We start from the raw sequence: 22,767 nt of genomic DNA, 5'->3' as shown, positions 1-22,767 counted from the left end.
TCACTTGCCTTCCTGCACGGAGACCGGGTCGGTCACGCCGACCTCGGTCAGCGTCGCCCCGACAGTCGGGGTGATGACGTCGAGCACCGGCTGCGGGTAGAAACCGAGAGCCAGCACGATGACGACGAGCGGGGCCAGAACAGCGATCTCGCGCTTGTTCAGGTCGCCGATGGCCGTCTTGCGCTCCGGGTCGCCGACGGCACCCGGACCGGCGGCGGCACCCACGAGCGCGTCGCCGCGCAGCGGGCCGGTCATCATCCGCTGGTAGAGCCACAGCACGTAGAGCGCCGCGAGCACCATGCCGATCGTCGCGAGGACCGTGAAGACCGGCTGCGTCGGGAACGAGCCGATCAGCACCAGGAACTCCGAGACGAACGAGTTCGTGCCCGGCAGCGACAGCGTGGTCAGACCCGAGAGCAGCAGCATGCCCGCGAGCAGCGGGGCCACCTTCGACATGCCGCCGTAGTCGGAGATCAGCGACGAGCCACCGCGCGCGATGATCATGCCGACCACCAGGATCAGCATGCCGGTCGAGATCGAGTGGTTCAGCATGTACGACACCGAGCCCACGCCGGCCTGCGACGTGAAGGCGAAGATGCCGAGCGCGATGAAGCCGAAGTGCGCGATCGAGACGTACGCGAGGAACCGCTTCATGTCCCGCTGGCCCGTGGCGAGCAGCGATCCATAGAGGACACCCGCGACCGCCAGCACCAGGATGTACGGCGCCAGGTTCTTCGACGCCTCCGGGAACATCGGCAGCAGGTAGCGCAACATGCCGAACGTGCCGACCTTGTCCAGGATGCCGACGACGATCACCGTGACGCCGATGGGCGCCTCGGCCGCGGCGTCGGGCAGCCAGGTGTGGAACGGCACGAGCGGCGCCTTGATCGCGAACGCCAGGAAGAAGCCGAGGAACAGCCAGGTCTGCGTCGTCGGGTCGGCGTCGCGCACGACCGTCACGAGCGTGGCCCAGTCGAACGTGCCCTTGCCCAGCTCGTCCACTGCCATCGCGTACGCGCCGATCGCGGAGGCCAGCATGATCAGGCCGCCGAGGAACGAGTACAGGAAGAACTTGACCGCCGCGTATTGCCTGCGCGCGCCGCCGTAGCCGCCGATCAGGAAGTACATCGGGATCAGCATGACCTCGAACAGCACGTAGAACAGGAAGACGTCGGTGGCGGCGAACACCGCGACCGTCACGGCCTCCTGCACCAGGATCAGCGCGAGGTACCCGCCCTGCGACCGGCCTTCCGGCAACCGCTCGGTCCAGCCGGCACCGATCACCAGCGGGATCAGCAGCGCGATCACCGCGATCATCACGAGCGCGATGCCGTCGATGCCGAACGACAGCCGGACGCCGAACGACTCGATCCAGGTCACCCCGGACGTGAGCTGGAGGCGGTCACCGTCCGGGTCGTAGGCGAACCACAGCAGGCCCGCGAGCACGAGCTCGACGAGCGAGAACGCCAGCGCGACGAACTTGGCCTTCGTGTCGTCCTTGCGCAGGAACGTCACCACCAGCGCGCCGACCAGCGGCACGACCAGCAGCGCGATCAGGACCCAGTTCACGAGAACCTCACCATCAGCAGAGCCCCGAGAACCACGATCGAGCCCAGGAGCATGGACAGTGCGTAGGAGCGGACGAAACCGGTCTGCAGCCTGCGCAGCCGGCCGGAGCTACCGCCGAGCAGCGCCGCGGTGCCGTTGACCACCCCGTCGACGCCCTTCAGGTCGAGGTAGACCAGCGCGCGGGTGAGCCAGGTGCCCGGCCGCGCGAACAGGGCCTCGTTGAGGGCGTTGCCGTACAGGTCGTTGCGGGCCGCGCGGACCGGGAACGACACCCGCTCCGGCCGCTCGACCGGCTGTGTGCGGCGGCCGAAGAGCAGGAACGCGAGACCGGCGCCGACGAGCGAGAGCGCCACGGTCAGGATCCCGACCATGGTGTGCGACAGCACGCCGTGCGACTCCTGCAGCTCACCCAGCGAGGGCTCCAGCCACCCGGCGAGACGTCCGCCGGAGGAGAGGAACCAGCCACCGGCCACCGAGCCGACCGCGAGGATGATCATCGGGATGGTCATCGACAGCGGGGACTCGTGCGGGTGGTAGTCCTTGCCGTTGTCCGCCTTCAGCTCCTTCCAGCGGGGCTGGCCCAGGAAGACGAGGATCAGCAGGCGGGTCATGTAGAACGCGGTCAGCGCGGCACCGAGCAGTGCGACACCGCCGAAGACGTACCCGCGCCAGCCCTCCGCGCCGAACGCCGCCGCGATGATGGCGTCCTTCGAGAAGTAGCCCGCGAACGGCGGGATGCCGATCAGCGCGAGGTAGCCGAGCGTCCAGGTGACGAAGGTGATCGGCAGGAACTTGTAGAGCCCGCCCATCCGGCGGATGTTGCCCTCGTCGTTCATGCCGTGCATGACCGAACCGGCACCGAGGAAGAGCCCGGCCTTGAAGAAGCCGTGCGTCAGCAGGTGCATGATGCCCAGCGCGTAGCCGATCGGGCCGAGGCCCACCGCGAGGATCATGTAACCGATCTGCGAGACCGTCGAGTACGCCAGGACCTTCTTGAAGTCGTCGTAGGCGCAACCGATGATGCAGCCGATCAGCAGCGTGACGCCACCGATGATCATGACGACCAGGCGGCCGTCCTCGCTCAGGTTGTAGAGCGGGTTGGAGCGGGCGATCAGGTACACGCCCGCGGTGACCATCGTCGCCGCGTGGATCAGGGCGGACACCGGGGTCGGGCCGGCCATCGCGTCGGGCAACCAGGCCTGCAGCGGGAACTGGCCCGACTTGCCGCAGGCGCCGAGCAGCAGCAGGAGCGTGATCGCGAGGACCTCGGCACCGCTGAACTCGCCGACCCGGCTGAAGACCTCGGTGTACTGCGTGGTCCCGAGGCGGTTGAACATCAGGAAGATCGCGATCGCGAGGCCCAGGTCACCGACGCGGTTCATCAGGAAGGCCTTCTTGGCCGCCGACGCCGCTTCCGGCTTGTACTGGTACCAGCCGATCAGCAGGTACGAGGCGAGACCGACGCCCTCCCAGCCGAAGTACAGGGTCACGAAACCGTTGCCCAGCACCAGCAGGAGCATCGCGGACACGAAGAGGTTGAGGTAGGCGAAGAACTTCCGCCTGCCTTCCTCGTGCGCCATGTAGCCGATCGAGTAGATGTGGATCAGCGAGCCGACACCCGTGATCAGCAGCACGAACGTGAGCGACAGCGGGTCGAGCCGCAGTCCGAACTCGACGGTCAGCGCGTTGACGTCGATCCAGTCCCACAACTTCAGGTTCTGGACGCGCTCCTCGGGGTTCGAGACACCGAGCGTGGCGAAGAACAGCGCGAGCGCGTAGCCGAACGACGCGAGCAGCGTGGCGCTGCCGAGCAGGTGACCCCACTTGTCGGCACGCCTGCCACTGACCAACAGCACCGCCGCACCGAACGCGGGCAGCGCGAGCAACAACCAGGCGAAGCTCGCGACCCCGCTGGCGACAACAGGTTCCGTCACCGGTGACCCCTCAGTACTTCAGCAGGTTCGAGTCGTCGACCGAGGCCGAGCGACGCGTCCGGAAGATGGACATGATGATCGCGAGGCCGACGACGACCTCCGCCGCGGCGACGACCATCACGAAGAACGCCATCACCTGACCGTCGAGCGAGCCGTTGATCCGCGCGAACGTCACCAGGCTCAGGTTGACCGCGTTGAGCATGAGCTCGACGCACATGAACACCACGATGGCGTTGCGCCGCACCAGCACGCCGACGGCGCCGATGCTGAACAGCAGTGCCGACAGGAGCAGGTAGTACGTCGGAGTCACGACTCACTTCCCTTGAGCGCGTGCGGGTCCGGCTGGTGGCCGGTGCCTGCGACCTCGGCGACGTCGTCCGACAGCGTGGACTTGTCGGTCGCCTCGATGACCTCGAACAGGGACTCCTGCGAGACGCTGCCGTCGGGCAGCAGGGCCGGCGTGGCCACCGAGTTGGCGGTGGCGAAGACACCGGGACCGGGGATGGAGCCGACCCGCGTGCCGTCCTGGAACCGCTCCTCGACGAGCTCGCGCTGCGTCTTCTTGGCGGGCTTCCCGTCCCGGCCGACGAAGGCGAGGATCATCGCGCCGAGCGCGGCGGTGATCAGCAGCGCCGAGGTGAGCTCGAACGGGAACAGGTAGTCCGTGAAGAGCTTCTGGCCGATGTTGCCGACGTTGCCGCCGTTGGTGGTGTTCGGCTCGACCAGGCCCACCGGCGTGACCGCGGTGAGCGACCTGGCGATCGAGCTGACCAGCAGGACCGCGAAGCCGATGCCGAGGAACGCGGCCGCGAGGCGTTGTCCCCTGATCACTTCGACGACCGAGTCGGAGCTGTCGCGGCCGACCATCATCAGCACGAACAGGAACAGCATCATGATCGCGCCGGTGTAGACGATGATCTGCACGAAGCCGAGGAACGGCGCCTGCTGGACCATGTACATCACACCGAGGTTCAGCATGGTCAGCACCAGCCACAGCGCGGAGTGCACCGCGTTGCGCGAGAACAGCATGCCGAGCGCGCCGGCCAGCGCGAGCGGGCCGAGCACCCAGAAGGTGATCTTCTCGCCGGTGGACATGACGTCGACCGCGCGCTGCACCGGTTCCGGCTGCTGGGCCAGGAACTGCAGGACGAGGCTCACTTCTGCTCCCCCTCCTGCTGGGCCGCCTTCGCCAGCTGCGGACCGTTCACGTAGTAGTCCTGCTCGTTCTCGCCGAGCCGCATCGGGTGCGGCGGCTGCTCCATGCCGGGCAGCAGCGGGGCGAGCAGGTCCTCCTTGGTGAAGATGAGGTCCTGGCGGTTGTCGTCGGCGAGCTCGTACTCGTTCGTCATCGTGAGCGAACGGGTCGGGCAGGCCTCGATGCACAGGCCGCAGCCGATGCAGCGCAGGTAGTTGATCTGGTAGTCGGCACCGAAGCGCTCACCGGGCGAGTAGCGCGCTTCCTCGGTGTTGTCGCCACCCTCGACGAAGATCGCGTCCGCGGGGCAGGCCCACGCGCACAGCTCGCAGCCGACGCACTTCTCCAGCCCGTCCGGGTGCCGGTTGAGCTGGTGGCGGCCGTGGAACCGCGGCGCGGTCACCTTCTTGACCTCGGGGTACTCCTCCGTCACCACCTTCTTGAACATCGTGCCGAAGGTGACTCCGAAGCCCTTGATGGACTCGAACATCGCTACTCCGCCTCCTTCGCGGTGGGAGCGGCGGCCAGGGCTTCCGTGTCCTTGGGAAGAGTGGCGACCTTGACCTTGCGCTTGGGCGCGGACTTGGGGACCTGCAGGTCGAGCGGCGGCACCGGGAAGCCGGAGCCGGCCAGCGGCACACCGCCCTTCGACACCTGCTTCTTGTCCGGCAGCAGGAACGAGATCAGCAGCACGACACCGACGAAGACGCCGAGCGCGACCAGCTTCTGACCGGTGGAGAGCTCCTTGAGCGCACCGGTGCGGATGACGGCGACGGCCATGATCCAGACGAGGCTGGTCGGGACCAGCACCTTCCAGCCGAGCTTCATGAACTGGTCGTAGCGCAGGCGGGGCAGCGTGCCGCGCAGCCAGATGAAGATGAACAGGAAGAACAGCGTCTTGACGATGAACCAGAGCAGGCCCCACCAGCCGGTGTTCATGAACTCACCGGACCACGGCGCGCGGTAGCCGCCGAGGAAGAGCGTGGTCGCCAGCGCCGAGACGGTCACCATGTTCACGTACTCGGCGAGGAAGAACAGCGCGAACTTGAGCGAGCTGTACTCGGTGTGGAAGCCACCGACCAGCTCGGACTCGGCCTCGGGGAGGTCGAACGGCGCGCGGTTGGTCTCGCCGACCATCGACACCACGTAGATCACGAAGCTGGGGAACAGCAGGAGGCCGAACCAGCCGGGGATCGGGGTGTTCAGGATCGTGCTGGCCTGCGCGTTCACGATGTCACCGGTCGACATCGAGCCGGTGAACATGATCACCGCGACGATCGACAGGCCCATCGCGATCTCGTAGGAGATCACCTGCGCGGCCGAGCGCAGCGCGCCGAGCAGCGGGTACGGCGAGCCGGAGGCCCAGCCGGACAGCACGATGCCGTAGACGCCGAGCGAGGAGCAGGCCAGCACCACCAGCACGCCGACCGGCAGGTCGACGAGCTGCAGCGCGGTCTGCTGGCCGAACATGTTGACCTCGCCCGCGAGCGGGATCACCGAGAACGCGAGGAACGCGGGGATGCACGAGATCACCGGGGCGAGGAAGAACACCCACTTGTCCGCGAGGACCGGGCGGATGTCCTCCTTGAACGCGAGCTTCAGACCGTCCGCGAGCGACTGCAGCCAGCCGTTCGGGCCGACCCGGTTGGGGCCGGGACGGTGCTGCATCCGCGCGACGACCTTGCGCTCCCAGTTGATCATGAACAGCGTCATGACCACGAGGAACGCGAAGATCCCGACGACCTTGACCAGCACCAGCCAGACCGGGTCGTCGGCGAGGAGCTTGGCGGTGTCGCCGATCTCCGCTGCGAAGTAGTGCTGCGTCATGACCTTCCTCCGCTGACGGAGACGATTGAGCCGTGGCCGGCGCCGAGGGTGGCGCGGACGGTCACGTCACCCGAGTTGGTGGGCAGCCAGATGACGCCTTCGGGCAGGTCGTCGGTCTCGACCGGCAGCGTGATCGCGCCGCGGTCGGTCGCCACCGTCACGTAACCGCCGGTCTCCAGGCCGAACTGCGCGGCCGTGGTCTCCGCGACCTTCGCGACCACCGGGCGGGCGGTGCCGGCCAGGTGCGGCTCGTCGACCTGCAGCGAGCCGTTGCCGATCAGGCGGTGCCAGGTGGCGAGAACGGCCTTGCCGGGGCCCGCCGGGGACTGCAGCGGCGCGGCGACGTTGAGCGAGGAACCGCTCGGGACGCCCTCGCCGAGGCGGGCCAGGTCGGCGGCAGCGGCGGCGGGCGTCTGCGTGAACAGGTCCGCGTCCATCTCCACCGCGAGGGTGTCGAGCACGCGGCAGTCCGGCAGCGCGCCGGTGCCTTCCAGCGTCGTGCCGAACTCGCGGTGGCGGCCCTCCCAGTTGAGGAAGCTGCCGGACTTCTCGACAGCGGGGGCGATCGGGAGCACGACGTCGGCGTGCGCGGTGACCGCGCTCGGCCGCAGTTCGAGGCTCACGATGAAACCGGCCCCCGCCAACGCCTTCTCCGCGAGCACGGGGTCCGGCAGGTCGTACGGGTCGACGCCGCCGACCACCAGGCCGGACAGCTCGCCGTTCGCGGCGGCCTCGAGGATCCCGGTGGTGTCGCGGCCGGGCGTCGCGGGGAGCGAGCCCTCCTCGACGCCCCAGGTCCGCTCGACCTCGGTGCGCCCGGTGGCGTTCGTGACGTGGCGGCCACCGGGCAGCAGGTTCGGCGTGGCACCGACCGCGAGCGCACCGCGCTCACCGGCACGCGCGGATCCACGCGACCTGGGCGCCCGTGCGCTCGGCCAGCCTGGCGACCGCGGTGAACGCGCCGGGGACCACGGCGGCGCGCTCGCCGACGAGGATCACCGCACCGGGCTTGGAGAGCAGCTCGACGACGTCGGCCGCGTGGTCGGGCAGCGCGTTGAGCGCGTTCGCCTCGGCACCGGGCACGCAGGCGAGCAGCGTGCCGAGCGTCTTCTCCACGGCCGGGGTCGTGAACTGACCGAGGTGGAAGACCTTGGTGCCCTTGCGCGCGGCCTTGCGCAGCCGCAGGAAGACGATCGGCGCCTCTTCCTCGGGCTCGAACGCGACCAGCAACGCGGCCGGCGCCTTCTCGATGCCCTGGAACGTGACGCCGTTGTCCGGGTTGGTGAACACCGTGGTGCTCGACAGGAACTCCAGCTCCTCGGCGCTGTGCGGCCGGGCGCGGAAGTCGATGTCGTTGGTGCGCAACGCGATCCGGGCGAACTTCGAGTACGCGTAGGCGTCCTCGACGGTCAGCCGGCCACCGGTCAGCACGCCGACGCCGTTCGCGTCGCGCGCCGCCGCCAGACCGGCCGCCGCGACCTGCAGCGCCTCGGTCCAGGAGGACGCGCGCAGCTCACCGGTCGCGGCGTCGCGGACCAGCGGCCGCGTGATGCGGTCGTCGGCCGTGGCGTAGCGGAAGGCGAACCGGCCCTTGTCGCAGATCCACTCCTCGTTGACCTGCGGGTCGTCGCCGGCGAGCTTGCGCTGCACCTTGCCGCGCCGCCAGTCGGTGCGCTCGGCGCAACCCGACGAGCAGTGCTCGCAGACGCTCGGCGTCGACACGAGGTCGAACGGCCGGGCGCGGAACCGGTAGGCGGCACTGGTGAGGGCGCCGACCGGGCAGATCTGGATGGTGTTGCCGGAGAAGTACGACTGGAACGGCTTCTCCGGCGCCGTGCCGATCTGCTGCAGCGCACCGCGTTCCAGCAGCTCGATGAACGGGTCACCGGCGATCTGCGCGGAGAACCGGGTGCAGCGCTGGCAGAGCACGCAGCGTTCGCGGTCGAGCAGCACCTGCGTGGAGATGTTGATCGGCTTCGGGAACGTGCGCTTGTGCTCGTGGAAGCGGGAGTCGCTGCGGCCGTGGGCGATCGCCTGGTTCTGCAGCGGGCACTCACCGCCCTTGTCGCAGACCGGGCAGTCCAGCGGGTGGTTGATGAGCAGCAGCTCCATCACACCCTGCTGGGCCTTGTCCGCGACCGGCGAGGTCAGCTGGGTCTTCACGACCATGCCGTCCGCGACCGTCATCGTGCAGGAGGCCTGCGGCTTCGGCATCGGCCGGCCGCCCATCTCGACCTCGACGAGGCACTGGCGGCAAGCGCCCGCGGGCTCCAGCAGCGGGTGGTCGCAGAAGCGCGGGATGACCGTGCCGAGGCGCTCGGCCGTGCGGATCAGCAGCTCGCCCTTGGGCGCCACGACCTCGACGCCGTCGATGACGAGCTTGACGTGCCCCTCGGGCACGACCAGCTCGGTTGCGGTGGGCTTGTCAGGCGCGATGGTCATGCGTTCGCTCCAGCCAGGACCTTGGAGTTCTGGTCACAAAGAGCCAGGAACTCGTCCTTGAAGTACTTGATGCCACTGGTGATCGGGCTGACGGCACCGTCACCCAGCGCGCAGAACGAGCGGCCGAGGATGTTGTCGCAGACGTCGAGCAACGTGTCGATGTCGCTCGCCGTGCCGTTGCCCGCCACCATCCGCTGCAGGATCTGCACGAGCCAGTACGTGCCCTCGCGGCACGGCGTGCACTTGCCGCACGACTCGTGCTTGTAGAACTCCGTCCACTTCATGACGGCCCACGGCACGGACACGGTCTCGTTGAAGACCTGGATCGCGGTCGTGCCGAGCATCGAGCCCGCCTCGGCCGCGCCCTCGAAGTCCAGCGGCACGTCCATGTGCTCCGCGGTGAACAGCGGGGTGGAGGAACCACCCGGCGTCCAGAACTTCAGCGGGACGCCGTCCTTCATGCCACCGGCCATGTCCAGCAGCTGGCGCAGCGTGGTGCCCATCGGCGCCTCGTACTGGCCCGGGTTGGTCACGTGGCCGGACAGCGAGTAGATCTTCGGACCGGGCGAGCGGTCGCGGCCCATCTCGCGGAACCAGTCGGCGCCACCGTTGACGATGAAGGGAACCGACGCGATCGTCTCGACGTTGTTCACCACGGTGGGCGACGCGTAGAGGCCCGAGGTCGCGGGGAACGGAGGCTTGAGCCGCGGCTGGCCGCGACGGCCCTCCAGCGAGTCGAGCAGCGCCGTCTCCTCGCCGCAGATGTACGCGCCGGCGCCGGCGTGGACGACGACGTCCAGGTCGAACCCGCTGCCGAGGACGTCCTTGCCCAGGTACCCCTTGGCGTACGCCTCGCGCACCGCCCCGTTGAGGCGGCGGATGCAGTGCAGCGCCTCGCCGCGGACGTAGATCGCCGCGAAGTTCGCGCGGATCGCGTACGACGTGATGATCACGCCCTCGATCAGCGAGTGCGGGTCCGCCATCATCGTGGGGATGTCCTTGCAGGTGCCCGGCTCGCCCTCGTCGGCGTTGATGACGAGGTAGTGCGGCTTGCCGTCGCCCTGCGGGATGAAGCCCCACTTCATGCCGGTGGGGAACCCCGCGCCGCCGCGGCCGCGCAGTCCGGAGTCCTTGCACTGCTGGATGAGCTGGTCCGGGTGGGCCTTGAGCGCCTTGGGCAGGGCGGTGTAGCCACCGGTGCGCTCGTAGGTCTCGATCGTCCAGGACCTGGGCTCGGTCCAGCGCTTGGTGAGAACGGGAGTCAGGGGGTCAACCATTTTCGTCCCTACTTCTTTTCCGGCAGGGCGGGGAACTCGGCGTTGGACGGCATCGCGGGCGCGTCCCAGCCGCGTTCCTGGGCGATCTGCGCACCGGCCAGCGTCTCCGGCGCCGCCGACGGGCCGTCGAGGTCGGCGTCGCGACCCTCGAAGAACCCGGCCAGCTGGAGCTCGGCCTGCTTGAAGTCGGTGAGCGGGGCGCCGCGGGTCGGGTGGGGCTTCTCCCCCGCCTGCAGCGCCTTCACGAGTTCCAGCGCCTTCTCCGACGTCTGGTTGTCGTAGAACTCGTAGTTCACCTGCAGCACCGGGCCGAGGTCGCACGCGGCGAGGCACTCGGCGTGCTCCAGCGTGATCGAGCCCGGCGTGCCCGGCTCGCCCGCGGTCTCCTCGTGGCCGACCCCGAGGTGGCTCTTGAGCGTCGAGTAGATCTCGTCGCCGCCCAGTGCCGCGCACAGCGTGTTGGTGCAGACGCTCACGAGGTGCTCACCGCACGGGCGGCGCTTGTACATCGTGTAGAACGTCGCGACCGCGCTGACCTCGGCCTCGCTCAGGTCGAGCAGCCCGGCGCAGAACCGGATGCCGTCCTGGGAGACGTAGCCCTCGACCGACTGCACCAGGTGCAGCATCGGGAGCAGTGCGCTGCGGGCCTGCGGGTAGCGGGCGATGATCGCCTGCGCCCGGTCCGCGGTGGACTGGTCGAACGTGGTGTTCTCTGCTGCCTGGGTCATCGGTCGCAACCACCCATCACCGGGTCGATCGAGGCGACGACGCGATCACGTCGGCGACCATGCCGCCCTCGCACATCGCGGGCATCGACTGGAGGTTCACGAAGCTGGGCTCGCGCAGGTGCACGCGCATCGGGCGGGTGCCGCCGTCGGAGACCACGTGGTAGCCGAGCTCGCCGCGCGGCGACTCGACCGGTACGTAGACCTGGCCGGCGGGAACCTTGAAGCCCTCGGTCACCAGCTTGAAGTGGTGGATGAGGGACTCCATGGACTGGCCCATGATCTTGCGGACGTGCTCGAGCGAGTTGCCCATGCCGTCGCTGCCGATCGTGAGCTGCGCGGGCCACGCGATCTTCGCGTCCTCGACCATCACCGGGCCGGTCGGCAGCGTGTCGACGACCTGCTTGATGATCTTGAGCGACTGGTGCATCTCCTCCAGCCGCAGCAGGTACCGCGCGAAGCAGTCCGCCTGGTCGGAGACCGGCACGTCGAAGCTGTAGTTCTCGTAGCCGCTGTACGGCTCGACCTTGCGCAGGTCCCAGGCGAGGCCCGCGGAGCGCAGGATCGGGCCGGTGATGCCGAGCGCGAGGCACGCGTCTACGGGCAGGTAGCCCACGTTCGCGAGGCGGTTGCGCCAGATCGGCTGGCCGGTGAGCAGCTTGTCGTAGTCGGGGAGGCGCTTGTTCATCAGCTTGATGAAGTCGCGGATCTTCTCGACCCCGCCGTCGGGCAGGTCCTGCGCGAGGCCGCCGGGCCGGATGAACGCGTGGTTCATCCGCAGGCCGGTCAGGAACTCCAGCAGGTGCAGCACTTCCTCGCGCTCGCGGAAGCCGGAGGTCATGCCGGTCAGCGCGCCGAGCTCCATGCCGCCGGTGGCGAGCGCGACGAGGTGCGAGCTGATCCGGTTGAGCTCCATCAGCAGCACGCGCAGTGCCTGCGCCTTGTCCGGCACGGTGACGCCGAGCAGCTTCTCGACGGCCATGCAGTAGGCGGCCTCGTGGTGCAGCGGCGCCAGGTAGTCCGTGCGCGTGATGAAGGTGACGCCCTGCACCCAGTTGCGGTACTCGAGGTTCTTCTCGATGCCGGTGTGCAGGTAGCCGATCACGCTGCGGGCGTGGGTGACCGTCTCACCTTCGAGCTCCAGGACCAGGCGGAGCACGCCGTGGGTCGAGGGGTGCTGCGGGCCCAGGTTCATGACGATGCGCTCGTCGTGGACCGCGTCCGCGAGCACCTCGTCCCAGTCGCCGCCCGTCACCGTGTAGACGGTGCCCTCGGTGGTCTTGCGGGAGTCCGCGACCTCCGGGGTGTTCGGGCTGGTGTCGACGTCGTCGGTGCTGTCACTACCGGTCGCGCTGGTGTTCGTCCCGGTGGTGAAGTCGGAAAGCCGCTCGGTCATGAGTACGACCGCCTCTGGTCCGGCGGAGGAATCTCCGCGCCTTTGTACTCGACCGGAATGCCGCCCAGCGGGTAGTCCTTCCGCTGCGGGTGGCCGTCCCAGTCGTCCGGCATGAGGATCCGGGTCAGTCCGGGGTGACCGTCGTAGATGATCCCGAACATGTCCCAGGTCTCGCGCTCCTGCCAGTCCGCCGTCGGGTAGACCTCGACGAGGCTCGGCACGTGCGGGTGCTCGACGTCGACCGCGACCTCGAGCCGGATGCGCCGGCGGTAGGTCATCGACGTCAGGTGCGTGACCGAGTGCAGCCGCTGCGACACGCCGGCGCCGTAGTCCACACCCGAGACGGAGCTGCACAGCTCGAAGCGCAGCGACGGGGTGTCGCGGCAGATGCGCGCCACCTCCAGCAGCGTCTCCGGGCGGAGGTAGAAGGTGATCTCGCCGCGGTCGACCGACACCTGCTGCACCGTGTCGGCGGGCAGGCCCTTCTCGCTGATCGCGGCGAGGATCTCGTCCGCGACCTCGTCGAACCAGCCGCCGTACGGGCGCTCCGACGGAGCTGCCACGTGGGCGGGCAGGCGCAGGCCGCCGAAGCCCGAGGTGTCACCGGAGCCGGTGACGCCGAACAGGCCCTTGCGCTCCTTGCCGGCGAGGATCGGCGCCTTCGCCTTGGCCTCGTCGCCGTTGGTCTTCTCGAGGTCCTCTCCGGCGCGGTTGTTGACGCTGGAGTGCTCTCCCCCTGGCTCGGTCACTTCTTCCTCGCAAAACGCTCGGACGACGGGATGAGGTCGGTGCGGTAGCCCGAGTCGGCGAGAGCCTTGGCGCGCACGGCGTTCAGCGGCTCGTCCATGATCTTGGCGTGGATCTTGAGGATCGCGTCCATCAGCATCTCCGGCCGCGGCGGGCAGCCCGGCAGGTACATGTCGACGGGCACGACGTGGTCGACGCCCTGCACCACCGCGTAGTTGTTGAACATGCCGCCACTGCTGGCGCACACGCCCATGGCCAGCACCCAGCGCGGCTCGGGCATCTGGTCGTAGATCTGCCGCAGCACCGGCGCCATCTTGTTGGTGACACGACCCGCGACGATCATCAGGTCGGCCTGGCGCGGTGACGCGCGGAAGACCTCCATGCCGAAGCGGGCCAGGTCGTAGCGCGGACCACCCGTCGTCATCATCTCGATGGCGCAGCAGGCCAGGCCGAAGGTGGCAGGCCAGAGCGAGGACTTGCGGGTCCAGTTGACCAGCTTCTCGACGCTGACCAGCAGGATGCCGTTCGGGAGCTTCTCCTCGAGACCCATGACTTCCTCAGTTCCAGTCGAGGCCGCCGCGGCGCCACACGTAGATGTACGCGAAGCCGACCGTTGCGACGAACAGGACGATCTCCACCAGCCCGAACAGGCCGAGCTTGTCGGCAGCGACGGCGAACGGGTAGAGGAACACCATTTCGATGTCGAACAAGATGAAGAGCATCGCCGTCAGGTAGTAGGCGACCGGCATGCGGCCGCCACCGATCACCGGCTGCGGGCTCGGTTCGATGCCGCACTCGTAGGCGTCGAGCTTGGCCCGGTTGTAGCGACGGGGTCCGATGTAGGGCGCTGCGGTCACCGAGAAGAGCGCGAACGCCCCGGCGAGCGCGAACATCAATACGAGGGGGAGGTAAGGGTCCAGCACTCTCCGTCGTCCTTTCCTCGCGGTCGACCGCACCCTAAGGGTGTAGTTCTGCCACTCGTTTGTTAGGCGAACCTAACAAACGCTTGTGAAACAGTTCACAAGCTTGGTCACACTGTTGTGAAGTGATTCACAAGGTCGATCGCCAGTGTAGAACGCCTGTAAATGACCTGCGTCACAGGGTCTGACCTGTGGGTTTAACCTGCCGGACACAAACGAAACGGCACCGGCTCGTATAGAGCCGGTGCCGTCACCTATTTGGAGTAATTTATGCCGTCGGCGCGAGCTTCGTGGCGGCCACGATGAGCTTGTCCATTGCGTCGCCGTCCTTGGGGTCGTAGAGGCCCGCGAGCAGCTTGAGCACGAGTTTCATCAGGCGTTTCCGCGGCATTCCGTACTTCGTTGCGGTCCGCATGACCGCCGGGTTGCCGATGAGCTTGGAGAAGACGTTCCCGAGCCGGTAGTAGCTGCCGAGCGCCTGTTCGATCCGCACCGGGTAGCCGCGCAGCGCGTGTTCACGGTTGACGCCCGTGCGCGCGAGGGCCTGGACGATGCTCTCGCTGGCGATCTTGGCCGACTCCATGGCGTAGCCGATGCCCTCGCCGTTGAAGGGGTTGACCATGCCGCCGGCGTCGCCGACGAGCACGAGACCCTTGGAGTAGTGCGGCTTGCGGTTGAGGCCCATCGGGAGCGCCGCGCCGCCGATGCGGCTGGTCGCGTTCTCCTCGCGGAAGCCCCACTCCTCAGGGGTGCCGTCGAGCCAGGACCGCAGGAGCTGCCGGTAGTCCGTGGTGCCGTAGGCCTTCGACGTGCTGAGGATGCCGAGGCCGACGTTGACCGAGCCGTCGCCCATGCCGAAGATCCAGCCGTAGCCGGGCAGCAACTGCCCGTCCGGCGCCCACAGCTCCAGGTGCGACTCGAGGTAGTCGTCCTTGGTGCGCGGGCTGGCGTAGTACCGCCGCACCGCCACACCCATGGGCTTGTCGTCGTCCTTCTGCAGGCCGACCGACAGTGCGAGACGCGCACTCACCCCGTCACACCCGACGACGATGGGCGCCCGGTAGGTGACCGGGTTCTTCTCCGGCCCCTGCTTGGCCTCGACGCCGACCACACGCCCGTTCTCGACGATGGCCTTGGTGACCGTGGTGTTCTCGTGCATGCGCGCACCGGCTTGTTTGGCGGCGTTCGCGAGCATCTCGTCGAAGTCCATGCGCGGCCGCACGACACCGTAGTTGGGGAACGTGGCCAGCTCGGGCCAGTCCAGCTCCATCGTGACGCCACCGCCGACGACCCGCAGCCCCTTGTTGTGCAGCCAGCCGTTGCTCTCGCGGGTGTCGATGCCGAGGTCGATCAGCTGCTTCACCCCGCGCGGCGTCAACCCGTCACCGCAGACCTTCTCGCGGGGGAACGAGCTCTTCTCCAGCAGCAGCACGTCGAGGCCCGCACGCGCCAGGTAGGTCGCCGCGGTCGAGCCAGCCGGTCCCGCCCCCACCACGATGACGTCGGCGTCCTCGTTGATCCCGCGCCTGCTCATCCAGACTCCCTCGTGTGCCGTGACTCTCTTGCGAGCCTAACCGGACGTTGCTGAGACCAGCTTCGCCAGCCGGTCCCTCAGCTCGGGAGCGCGGTGGTCGCCGCCTTCTTCGAAGATCGTCAACGCCTCACGCCAACAGCCGATCGCCCGTTCGACGTCACCTGTGCCCCTGAGTGACTCACCGAGCGTTTCCATCAGCAGAGCGTGTATTCGCGGCGCCTCATACGCACTCTCGGCCCTCAACGCACGCTTGCACAATGCGACCGCATCGACGTGATCCCCCGCCATCTGCCGGGCGCGCGCCATCGCTTGCAGTGGGCGGGAAGCTGCACCGCCGACATCGGCGTGCAGCAGGCCGAGGCTGACGTTTGCATGCCAGAACGCTCTTCTGTGGTGGCCGAGTCCCGCGAAAACCCCACTCAGGCCGAACTCGATGAAGCTGAGCAGGTACCCCTCCTGGCCGATGATCACCTGACGCGCGGCTTCCAGGTACCCACGAGCCTCGCTGAAGCGGTCGTGCTGAAGGCTGCCCCAGCCGAGCTGGCAGAGCACCTCGGCCTGCATCACCGGATCTTGCAGCTCACGGGCGAGCCTCAGCGCCATGTGGAGGACGCTGGCCGACCTGTGCCCGCGTTCGACCCATCGGTACAGCTGGCCGAGGCTGTGCAGCAACCAACACTGGGCCAGCCTGTCACCGAGCGCACGGGCGGCAACGAGGCCGCGCAGACACACCTCCCGCGCACCGTCCCCGTTGCCGACCATGACCAGCAGGCCGGTGGAGATGTCCCCCATGAGCAGGGTGGCCACGTGATAGCCGTGGCGCGCCGCCGCACGCACGGCGGCGATCGCGTTGCTGGACTCGACCTTGCCCCACGCGACGGCTTCGACCGGCCTGCGAAGACGAGTTTCGGCTGGCCATCGTTGACCAGGGAGAAGCGGTCGTGGAGGACCATTCGGATCGGGTGGACCATGCGGTACGCGTTCCTGGCGTGGTGGGCGTACCACTCGATCATTCGCCGGTGCGCCTGTTCCCAGTCGTCGTCTTCCTGGGCGAGGTCTGCCGCGTAAGCGCGCAACAGGTCGTGGCAGGTGTAGCGGTCCCGGTCGGCGATCTCGATCATGTGCTGGTCAGCGAGGTCTTCCAGCAGCGCTCGCACTTGCGGCAGGTCTGCCCCGAACAGTGCGGCAGCCGCGTGCGCACTGATCTCCGGCGTCGGGTGCAGCCCGAGCCTGCGGAACATCAGCTGCTGGTCAGCCGGCAGCTTTCGGTAAGACCAGTCGAAGACCGTCCGCACCGCGCCGTTCTCATCCGACCGAATGCTCAGCGCGTCCCACCTGCGGTGTTCCACGGCGAGCTCCTGCACCAGTTCGGTGATCGTCAGGTCGTGATGAGTCGCGATCCGCCCGGCCGCCACCCTGATCGCCAGCGGCAACCGGGCGCATGCTCGGACCAACTCGGCCACAGCACCGGGTTGCGCACGTCGGCCGAGCACGGCGACGACCAGGTCCACTGCCTCGTGCTCGTGGAACAGCTGCAACTGGATCCGCTGCGCGCCATCATTGACCACAAGCCCTTTGAGGTCGGCCCGGCTGGTCACCACTACCGCGCACCCTGGTTCGCCGGGCACCAGCGGGCGCACCTGAGCCACGTCTTTCGCGTTGTCGAGCACGACCAGCACGCGTTTCCCGGCGACCTCCGACCGGTACATCGCCACCCGGTCGTCGAACTGCAGCGGCACGCGTTCCGGGTAGATCCCCAGCGCACCGAGGAAACCGGCGAGCACGTCGCTCGGAGAGGCCGGTTCACCGGGGCCATAGCCGCGCAGGTCGACGTGGAGCGTGCCGTCGGGGAAACGGTCCTGGACCCGGTGCGCCCACCGCACGACCAACGCGGTCTTGCCGATGCCCGCGGCGCCCACCACGGCCGCGATCGTCCTCCTGCCGACCAGCAGCTCGTCCAGTGCGGCCAGGTGCTCGGTCCTGCCCGTGAAAGCGGGAACCACCCGCGGCAGCTGCCTCGGCACGGGCAACGTGTCCGGTGCGCCACCGATGGAGATGTGGCCGACGGTCCCCGCCTGCACGGTGTTGCCGTGGTTCTGCCCGATGTCGTTGGCGGTACGCGGCGCCTCGCTCACCTGGCCCAGTGTGCCGGGTGGGCTCGTTCGGCTCCAGCCGTTCGGCGGATCAGTCCTGCTCGTCGGCCTTCGGCTTCGGCTTGGTGGCGCGGTGCAGGGCGACCATGCCGCCGGTCAGGTTGAGCCAGGCCACGTCTTCCCAGCCGGCTTGAGAGATCAGTTCGCCCAGAGAGCGCTGGTCCGGCCACGCCGCCATCGACTCGGACAGGTACTTGTACGCGGCCGGGTTCGAGGAGACGAACCGGGCGATCAGCGGCAGCAGCTTCAGCAGGTAGCGCATGTAGACGAAGCGGAACGGCTTCCACACCGGGGTGGAGACCTCGCAGATCACCATGCGGCCGCCGGGCTTCGTGACGCGGGCCATCTCCTGCAGGGCGAGGACGGTGTCGTTGAAGTTGCGGATGCCGAAGGACACCGTGACGGCGTCGAAGGAGTTGTCCTGGAACGGCAGGCGCAGGGCGTCGGCGGCGACCTTGGGGACGCGGCGGTGGGCGCCGGAGGCGAGCATGCCGACGGAGAAGTCGGCGGCGACGCACCAGGCGCCGGACGCGGCGTACTCGACCGTGGACACGGCGGTGCCCGCGGCGAGGTCGAGCACCTTCTCGCCGGGGCGGGCGTCGAGCACGCGCCGGCTCCACTCCCGCCAGCGGCGGTCGAAGCCCATGGTCATGACCGAGTTCGTGCGGTCGTAGCCCTTGGCCACGCCGTCGAACATCTCGGCGACCTCGCGGGGGTTCTTGTCCAAACCTGCTCGCGACATGCCAGAAGCCTAGGTCAGTGCCACTGAGAGGCCACTACGGCACCCGCAGTGCGCTCAGCATGCCGTCCACCGCCGCGTGCCACGGGTACTCCTCGGCACGGGCGCGCGCAGCCTCTCGTGAACCCGAGGCGAGCAGGCGTTCGGCGGCGGCGGCGAAGGCGGGAGCGTGGTCGTCGACGGCGGCGCCGCACGACGGTTGCACGATCTCCTTCAGCGCGCTGCTCTGGCTCACCACGACCGGCGTGCCGCTCGCGAGTGCCTCCAGGGCGGCGAGGCCGAACGTCTCGTGCGGGCCCGGCGCGAGCGACAGGTCGGCGGACGCCAGCAGGTCGGCCACGTCGAGACGCGACTTCACGAAGCCGAGGAACGTCACCGGCAGGCCGGCCGCGCGCTTCTCCAAAGAGGACCTGCGCGGGCCGTCGCCGGCGATCACCAGGTGCGCGGAATGGCCCTGCTCGTGCAGTTCGGCCAGCGTGTCGACGGAGCGTTCGACGTGCTTCTCCGGCGACAACCGGCCACAGTGGACCAGTAGGTTCTCCTTGCCGCGCAACAGCTCTCGGCGCAGGTCCAGGGAGTGCCGCAACGGCGTGAACGTCGCCAGGTCGACGCCGAGCGGCACCTGCGTGACGTTCGCGGCACCGATCCGGTCGAACTCCTCGCGGGCGAACCCGGTCGTGCAGACGACCGTGTCGTAGGAGGCGGCCATGCGGCGGTTCGCCCAGTCGGCGCCCTTCACCGCGGGGCTCTCCGGCAGCACGAACTGCAGCAGCCGGTCGAGGCGTTCATGCGAGATCACGACGTTCGGGATGCCCCGCTCGCTGGCCCACGCGCCCATGCCGCGCAACGTGAGCCGGTCGGAGACCTCCAGCCGTTCCGGCTTGATCTGCTCCATCAGCGCCTTGACCCGCCACGGGTCCACGACGCGGTAACCGCCGGTGTACGGGATCTTGACGGCGGGCATCGTGATGCGCCGCACACCGTTCTCGAGCACCTCGTCCGCGTGCCGGTCGCCGGGTACGACGAGCACCACCTCGTGGCCCGACTGCACGTAGCCGGCGCCCAGGTGGTGCAGAGCCGTGCGGAGACCGCCCGACCGTGGTCCGTAGAAGTTGGCTAGCTGAACGATCCTCAAGCGGCCGCCTGGTGAGTGAGTCCGATTACCGCAGCGTAGTGACCCAGCAGCTCGTCGCAGACCGCGGGCCAGGTGCGGGTGAGCACCGACTTGCGGGCGGCGAGGCCGAACCTCTTGCGCAGCAGCGGGTCGCGCAGCAGGTCCACGTACTGCGCGATGTCGTCCTCGAACAGGTACCCGGTCCGGCCGTGGTCAACCAGGTCACGCGGCCCGCCGACGTTCGGGGCGAGCACGGGCAGACCGCTCGCCAGCGCCTCCTGGACCGTCTGGCAGAACGTCTCGTGCGGACCTGTGTGGATGAAGACGTCCAACGACGCGTACGCGTCGGCCAGCGCCTCGCCGTTCTTGAACCCGAGGAACTCCGCGTTCGGCAGGTCCTTCTCCAGCTGCTGGCGGTCGGGCCCGTCGCCGATGACGCGCAGCTTCACGCCGGGCAGGTCGTGGATCTCACGCAGCCGGTGCACCTGCTTCTCCGGCGCGAGCCGGCCGACGTAGCCCACGGTGAGCTGGTCGTTCTGGCGCGGACGCGGGTGGAAGAGCTCGATGTCGACGCCGCGGCCCCAGCGGTGCACGCGCGGCACCCCGTGCTCCTCCAGCGCCTCGACCGCCGAGCTGGACGGCGCCAGCGTGCGGTCGGCGAGCGTGTGCAGGCGCTTGGTCCACCGCCACGCGGCGCGCTTGGTGAGGCCGAGGCCGTAGCTGCCGGCGAACCCGGCGACGTCGGTCTGGTAGACGGCGACGGTCGGCACGTCGAGCTTGCGCGCGGCTCTGAGCCCGTACGCGCCCAGCACGAACGGCGACGCGAGGTGCACCACGTCCGGTCCGAAGTCAGCAACGGCGTGCAGCACCTTGGGGCTGGGAACACCGATGGGGAGGCTCGTCACGATCGGCACGTCGACGGCGGGCACTCTCATGACGGGCGTGCCGTGGACGGAGTCGTCGCCGGCGCCAGGAGCGACCACCATGGCCTCGTGGCCTCTGCGGCGCAAGTGCTCCAGGACGCGGAGCACGGAGTTGGTCACCCCGTTCACCTGGGGCAGGAAGCTCTCGGTCACGATCGCTACGCGCACAGAACCTACCTTGTAGTGCTGGTGTGAAGTCCGCGTGACGCGAAATTTGACGCGGTCAGAACACCTCACGTCGTGGCCAGGTGATCGTCGTTTGGTCACCTGGCGGTCGTGTTCCGGTCACCCGAAGCGGTGAGACTAGGACAGCATGACCGTCTTGTCGTCCCGTCCCGCGCATCCAGTCGACCCCGGACTGGTGTCCGTCGCGCTGGAAGTGGCTGGTCGCCTGGCGAACGACGCCTCGGACGTCATCATGGCCACAGCCGGCCGCGGCGTGCGGCCCGACTCCGACGAGTCACCGTTCGACTGGGTCACCGACACCGACCGCACTCTCGAACGCCACACCCGACGCGTGCTCACCGCTGAGTTCCCGTCCATTCCGGTCTTCTGTGAAAACTCCGACGCCGACGTCCCCGGCGACTCGGAGTTCCGCTGGGTGGTCGACCCGGTCGACGGCACCGCCAACTACACGGCCGGCATGCCCTGGTGCGCCTACAGCCTCGCACTCGTGGACAGGTGGGGCCCGGTAGTCGGCGTGGTCGCCGATCCGTACAGGTCGCAAATCTACGCTGCCGCCCGCGGCCGCGGCATGCGTGCCAACGGCACCCCGGTCCGCCTCACCGAACGCCAGGGCGACTCGTTGGTCGTCTGCACAGAAATGACCCGCACGGGCCCGTGGCCGGGCATGGGTGAGTTCATCTCCACGGCGGCGATAGCAGGCACGGGCGTGCGCGTACTCGGCTCGAAGTGCCTGGCCGTGGCACAGGTGGCGCTCGGCCACGTCGCCGCCGCCGTGCTGCACGGCTACCACGAGTGGGACGTCGCGGGCGCCGTGTCGCTGGCCGTCGAGTCGGGCGCCGTGGTGCTCGACAGGCGCGGCGAGGGCGCCCAGCTGCCCGCGGACGGCCTGCTGGTGGCAGCACCGGACGCCGCGGACGAGGTCCTCGGCTGGTGGCAGTCGGCGCTGAACGGTCAACTGAGCTGAGGGAGCTGTCGTTCGAGCACTTCGAGGTGCGTGCGCGCCTCGTCGAGCTCCGGGTGGTCGAACATCTGCAACGCGACCCGTCCCACCTCGTTCTCGAACTGGTGGAAGTCGTGCGTGGCCTTCAGCAGCCGCTGGTAGACGGGGTGCTGCCGGTCCACGGCCCCCAACGCCCTGCCGAGCTGCGCGATGCCGCGAACGTCGTCGAGCTCCCCCGCCAACTGCTCGCTGATGCGCTGCAACCACTCCTTGGCCGGTGACCTCGGCACCGTCTGCACGGCCGCCGCGACCCTCCTGGTGCTCTCCGCGCACCGCTCGACCAGCTCGGACCACATGTCGTAGGGCTGCTGCGGGACCGGCGGGGGCAGCGGACGCGCCTGCTTGGGCTGCTTCGGCTCGAGCGAACGCCGCAGCGCGCCGACACCGGTGCCCACCAGCGCGCCGGGCAGGGCACCGAAGGTCAGGGCGAAGAGGAGGATCGCGACGACCCGGACGGCCAGCGAGGCCGTGGACTCGGGCGGCGACGGGATCGCCACGTCGACGATCGTGACGAAGGCGCCGACGACGAGGGCACCGATGCCGGCACCCCAGAGCGCTGAGCGGATCACGACCCCCACGCCGGTGATCGTGCCACGTTCGGGGCGCGTTCGTCGGCAAGCTGGAGTTACTGGTCGTACATCATCGCTGCTATAGTTTTGGCGTCGGTTCCAGTAGGAGCCGGAAGTGGACCCGGTTCACCGTCCGGACGGTCGGTTGCCGGGTTTCGCGCTTTCCGCGCATTGGTCGAGCTTCACGACCGCGTCGAGCATCGGCTGAACGCGCTGCCGCCAGTCGCCGCCCGCTCCGAAGCACCACGCGAGCGCATCGCTCGCCCACAACAACGGGTCCTCCGCAGGCCGCAGGTGCTCGTAGGTGAACGGATCGTCCACCTTCTCCAGCACCGCGGCGAGTGTCTGCCGGTCACGGACGTCCTGGTGTGCGCAGCTCTCGATGGCGAGCCGGGTGACACCGAGTTCTTGGAGCCAGGTCGCGGCCGCGGACAGGCAGAGCTGACGGGCGTGGACGTCCTCGGAGTCGCGGACTGGCCGACCGGATCGCGTCCAGATCACGAGGTCGAACGAACAC

20 protein-coding genes and 2 pseudogenes are annotated in these 22,767 nt (G+C 68.7%); 1 reads left to right on the top strand and 21 read right to left on the bottom strand.

All coding sequences use genetic code 11. The features are described from left to right. From BBK82_RS17180 to BBK82_RS17090, 19 genes and pseudogenes are all read right to left on the bottom strand, one after another. The gene (locus BBK82_RS17180; protein ID WP_065915914.1) at window positions 1-1,569 is read right to left on the bottom strand and encodes an NADH-quinone oxidoreductase subunit M; all 1,569 of its coding nucleotides are present in this window, start codon (window positions 1,567-1,569) and stop codon (window positions 1-3) included. Then, entirely contained in the window at window positions 1,566-3,503 is a 1,938-nt protein-coding gene (gene nuoL, locus BBK82_RS17175; RefSeq protein ID WP_065915913.1) for an NADH-quinone oxidoreductase subunit L, read from the bottom strand. Before nuoL ends, BBK82_RS17180 begins: the two co-directional genes overlap by 4 nt. 10 nt (window positions 3,504-3,513) lie before the next feature. Beyond that, on the bottom strand, window positions 3,514-3,813 hold the full coding sequence (nuoK, locus tag BBK82_RS17170; protein WP_030473209.1) for an NADH-quinone oxidoreductase subunit NuoK: 300 nt from the start codon (window positions 3,811-3,813) through the stop codon (window positions 3,514-3,516). Beyond that, entirely contained in the window at window positions 3,810-4,598 is a 789-nt protein-coding gene (locus BBK82_RS17165; RefSeq protein WP_065921139.1) for an NADH-quinone oxidoreductase subunit J, read from the bottom strand. The genes nuoK and BBK82_RS17165 overlap by 4 nt, the downstream gene beginning before the upstream one ends. A 59-nt stretch (window positions 4,599-4,657) precedes the next feature. After that, entirely contained in the window at window positions 4,658-5,188 is a 531-nt protein-coding gene (gene nuoI / locus BBK82_RS17160; RefSeq protein WP_065915912.1) for an NADH-quinone oxidoreductase subunit NuoI, read from the bottom strand. Between the two features lie 2 nt (window positions 5,189-5,190). Next, window positions 5,191-6,498, bottom strand: coding sequence for an NADH-quinone oxidoreductase subunit NuoH (gene nuoH / locus BBK82_RS17155; RefSeq protein ID WP_083268825.1), 1,308 nt, complete (start codon window positions 6,496-6,498; stop codon window positions 5,191-5,193). A gap of 23 nt (window positions 6,499-6,521) precedes the next feature. Beyond that, a pseudogene (locus tag BBK82_RS17150) lies at window positions 6,522-8,967 on the bottom strand (NADH-quinone oxidoreductase subunit G). Next, window positions 8,964-10,244 (bottom strand): NADH-quinone oxidoreductase subunit NuoF, encoded by a 1,281-nt coding sequence (gene nuoF / locus BBK82_RS17145; RefSeq protein ID WP_065915910.1) that lies wholly within the window; start codon window positions 10,242-10,244, stop codon window positions 8,964-8,966. Before nuoF ends, BBK82_RS17150 begins: the two are co-directional and overlap by 4 nt. Window positions 10,245-10,252: 8 nt before the next feature. Further along, window positions 10,253-10,972 carry an NADH-quinone oxidoreductase subunit NuoE gene (gene nuoE / locus BBK82_RS17140; RefSeq protein ID WP_065915909.1) on the bottom strand — a complete coding sequence of 240 codons (720 nt, stop codon included), beginning with the start codon at window positions 10,970-10,972 and terminating at the stop codon, window positions 10,253-10,255. Beyond that, window positions 10,969-12,365: pseudogene (locus BBK82_RS17135) on the bottom strand (NADH-quinone oxidoreductase subunit D). The gene nuoE and the pseudogene BBK82_RS17135 overlap by 4 nt, the downstream one beginning before the upstream one ends. Continuing rightward, window positions 12,362-13,114 carry an NADH-quinone oxidoreductase subunit C gene (locus BBK82_RS17130; RefSeq protein ID WP_065915908.1) on the bottom strand — a complete coding sequence of 251 codons (753 nt, stop codon included), beginning with the start codon at window positions 13,112-13,114 and terminating at the stop codon, window positions 12,362-12,364. Before BBK82_RS17130 ends, BBK82_RS17135 begins: the two are co-directional and overlap by 4 nt. Continuing rightward, the gene (locus BBK82_RS17125; RefSeq protein WP_065915907.1) at window positions 13,111-13,662 is read right to left on the bottom strand and encodes a NuoB/complex I 20 kDa subunit family protein; all 552 of its coding nucleotides are present in this window, start codon (window positions 13,660-13,662) and stop codon (window positions 13,111-13,113) included. Before BBK82_RS17125 ends, BBK82_RS17130 begins: the two co-directional genes overlap by 4 nt. 7 nt (window positions 13,663-13,669) lie before the next feature. Next, window positions 13,670-14,005, bottom strand: coding sequence for an NADH-quinone oxidoreductase subunit A (locus tag BBK82_RS17120; RefSeq protein ID WP_237048403.1), 336 nt, complete (start codon window positions 14,003-14,005; stop codon window positions 13,670-13,672). Between the two features lie 295 nt (window positions 14,006-14,300). Continuing rightward, window positions 14,301-15,566 (bottom strand): geranylgeranyl reductase family protein, encoded by a 1,266-nt coding sequence (locus BBK82_RS17115; RefSeq protein ID WP_065915905.1) that lies wholly within the window; start codon window positions 15,564-15,566, stop codon window positions 14,301-14,303. A gap of 36 nt (window positions 15,567-15,602) precedes the next feature. Then, complete coding sequence (locus BBK82_RS17110) at window positions 15,603-16,169, bottom strand: hypothetical protein (protein WP_065915904.1); 567 nt, start codon at window positions 16,167-16,169, stop codon at window positions 15,603-15,605. Beyond that, window positions 16,160-17,701 (bottom strand): ATP-binding protein, encoded by a 1,542-nt coding sequence (locus BBK82_RS17105; RefSeq protein ID WP_065915903.1) that lies wholly within the window; start codon window positions 17,699-17,701, stop codon window positions 16,160-16,162. Before BBK82_RS17105 ends, BBK82_RS17110 begins: the two co-directional genes overlap by 10 nt. Before the next feature lie 49 nt (window positions 17,702-17,750). Then, window positions 17,751-18,461, bottom strand: coding sequence for a demethylmenaquinone methyltransferase (locus BBK82_RS17100; protein ID WP_065915902.1), 711 nt, complete (start codon window positions 18,459-18,461; stop codon window positions 17,751-17,753). Between the two features lie 34 nt (window positions 18,462-18,495). Beyond that, window positions 18,496-19,593: a glycosyltransferase gene (locus tag BBK82_RS17095; protein ID WP_065915901.1), complete on the bottom strand. Its 1,098-nt coding sequence runs from the start codon at window positions 19,591-19,593 to the stop codon at window positions 18,496-18,498. Further along, window positions 19,590-20,663 (bottom strand): glycosyltransferase family 4 protein, encoded by a 1,074-nt coding sequence (locus BBK82_RS17090; protein ID WP_065915900.1) that lies wholly within the window; start codon window positions 20,661-20,663, stop codon window positions 19,590-19,592. Before BBK82_RS17090 ends, BBK82_RS17095 begins: the two co-directional genes overlap by 4 nt. 145 nt (window positions 20,664-20,808) lie before the next feature. On the opposite strand from BBK82_RS17090, the gene BBK82_RS17085 reads away from it, so the two are divergent. Next, window positions 20,809-21,645, top strand: a complete 837-nt coding sequence (locus tag BBK82_RS17085; RefSeq protein ID WP_065915899.1) for an inositol monophosphatase family protein — start codon at window positions 20,809-20,811, stop codon at window positions 21,643-21,645. Here the strand turns inward: BBK82_RS17085 and BBK82_RS17080 are convergent. Together BBK82_RS17080 and BBK82_RS17075 are read right to left on the bottom strand one after the other, a co-directional pair. Beyond that, the gene (locus tag BBK82_RS17080) at window positions 21,633-22,259 is read right to left on the bottom strand and encodes a hypothetical protein (RefSeq protein ID WP_065915898.1); all 627 of its coding nucleotides are present in this window, start codon (window positions 22,257-22,259) and stop codon (window positions 21,633-21,635) included. The two genes, BBK82_RS17085 and BBK82_RS17080, sit on opposite strands and share 13 nt — an antisense overlap. A 117-nt stretch (window positions 22,260-22,376) precedes the next feature. Further along, window positions 22,377-22,751 (bottom strand): hypothetical protein, encoded by a 375-nt coding sequence (locus BBK82_RS17075; RefSeq protein ID WP_154697356.1) that lies wholly within the window; start codon window positions 22,749-22,751, stop codon window positions 22,377-22,379. Window positions 22,752-22,767: the final 16 nt, after the last annotated feature.

The sequence above is a fragment of the Lentzea guizhouensis genome, assembly GCF_001701025.1.
GTDB classification, from domain to species: Bacteria; Actinomycetota; Actinomycetes; order Mycobacteriales; family Pseudonocardiaceae; genus Lentzea; species Lentzea guizhouensis.
Note: the sequence above shows the minus strand (reverse complement) of the source record. Positions and strands in the feature narration are given on the sequence as shown.

Coding starts and splice junctions, on each gene's coding strand:
- BBK82_RS17100 (WP_065915902.1), bottom strand. CDS start 18,461: ATGTCGCGAGCAGGTTTGGACAAGAACCCCCGCGAGGTCGCCGAGATG.
- nuoF (WP_065915910.1), bottom strand. CDS start 10,244: ATGGTTGACCCCCTGACTCCCGTTCTCACCAAGCGCTGGACCGAGCCC.
- nuoI (WP_065915912.1), bottom strand. CDS start 5,188: ATGTTCGAGTCCATCAAGGGCTTCGGAGTCACCTTCGGCACGATGTTC.
- BBK82_RS17125 (WP_065915907.1), bottom strand. CDS start 13,662: ATGGGTCTCGAGGAGAAGCTCCCGAACGGCATCCTGCTGGTCAGCGTC.
- BBK82_RS17110 (WP_065915904.1), bottom strand. CDS start 16,169: ATGGCGCTGAGGCTCGCCCGTGAGCTGCAAGATCCGGTGATGCAGGCC.
- BBK82_RS17165 (WP_065921139.1), bottom strand. CDS start 4,598: ATGTCCACCGGCGAGAAGATCACCTTCTGGGTGCTCGGCCCGCTCGCG.
- BBK82_RS17085 (WP_065915899.1), top strand. CDS start 20,809: ATGACCGTCTTGTCGTCCCGTCCCGCGCATCCAGTCGACCCCGGACTG.
- nuoE (WP_065915909.1), bottom strand. CDS start 10,972: ATGACCCAGGCAGCAGAGAACACCACGTTCGACCAGTCCACCGCGGAC.
- BBK82_RS17120 (WP_237048403.1), bottom strand. CDS start 14,005: ATGTTCGCGCTCGCCGGGGCGTTCGCGCTCTTCTCGGTGACCGCAGCG.
- BBK82_RS17115 (WP_065915905.1), bottom strand. CDS start 15,566: ATGAGCAGGCGCGGGATCAACGAGGACGCCGACGTCATCGTGGTGGGG.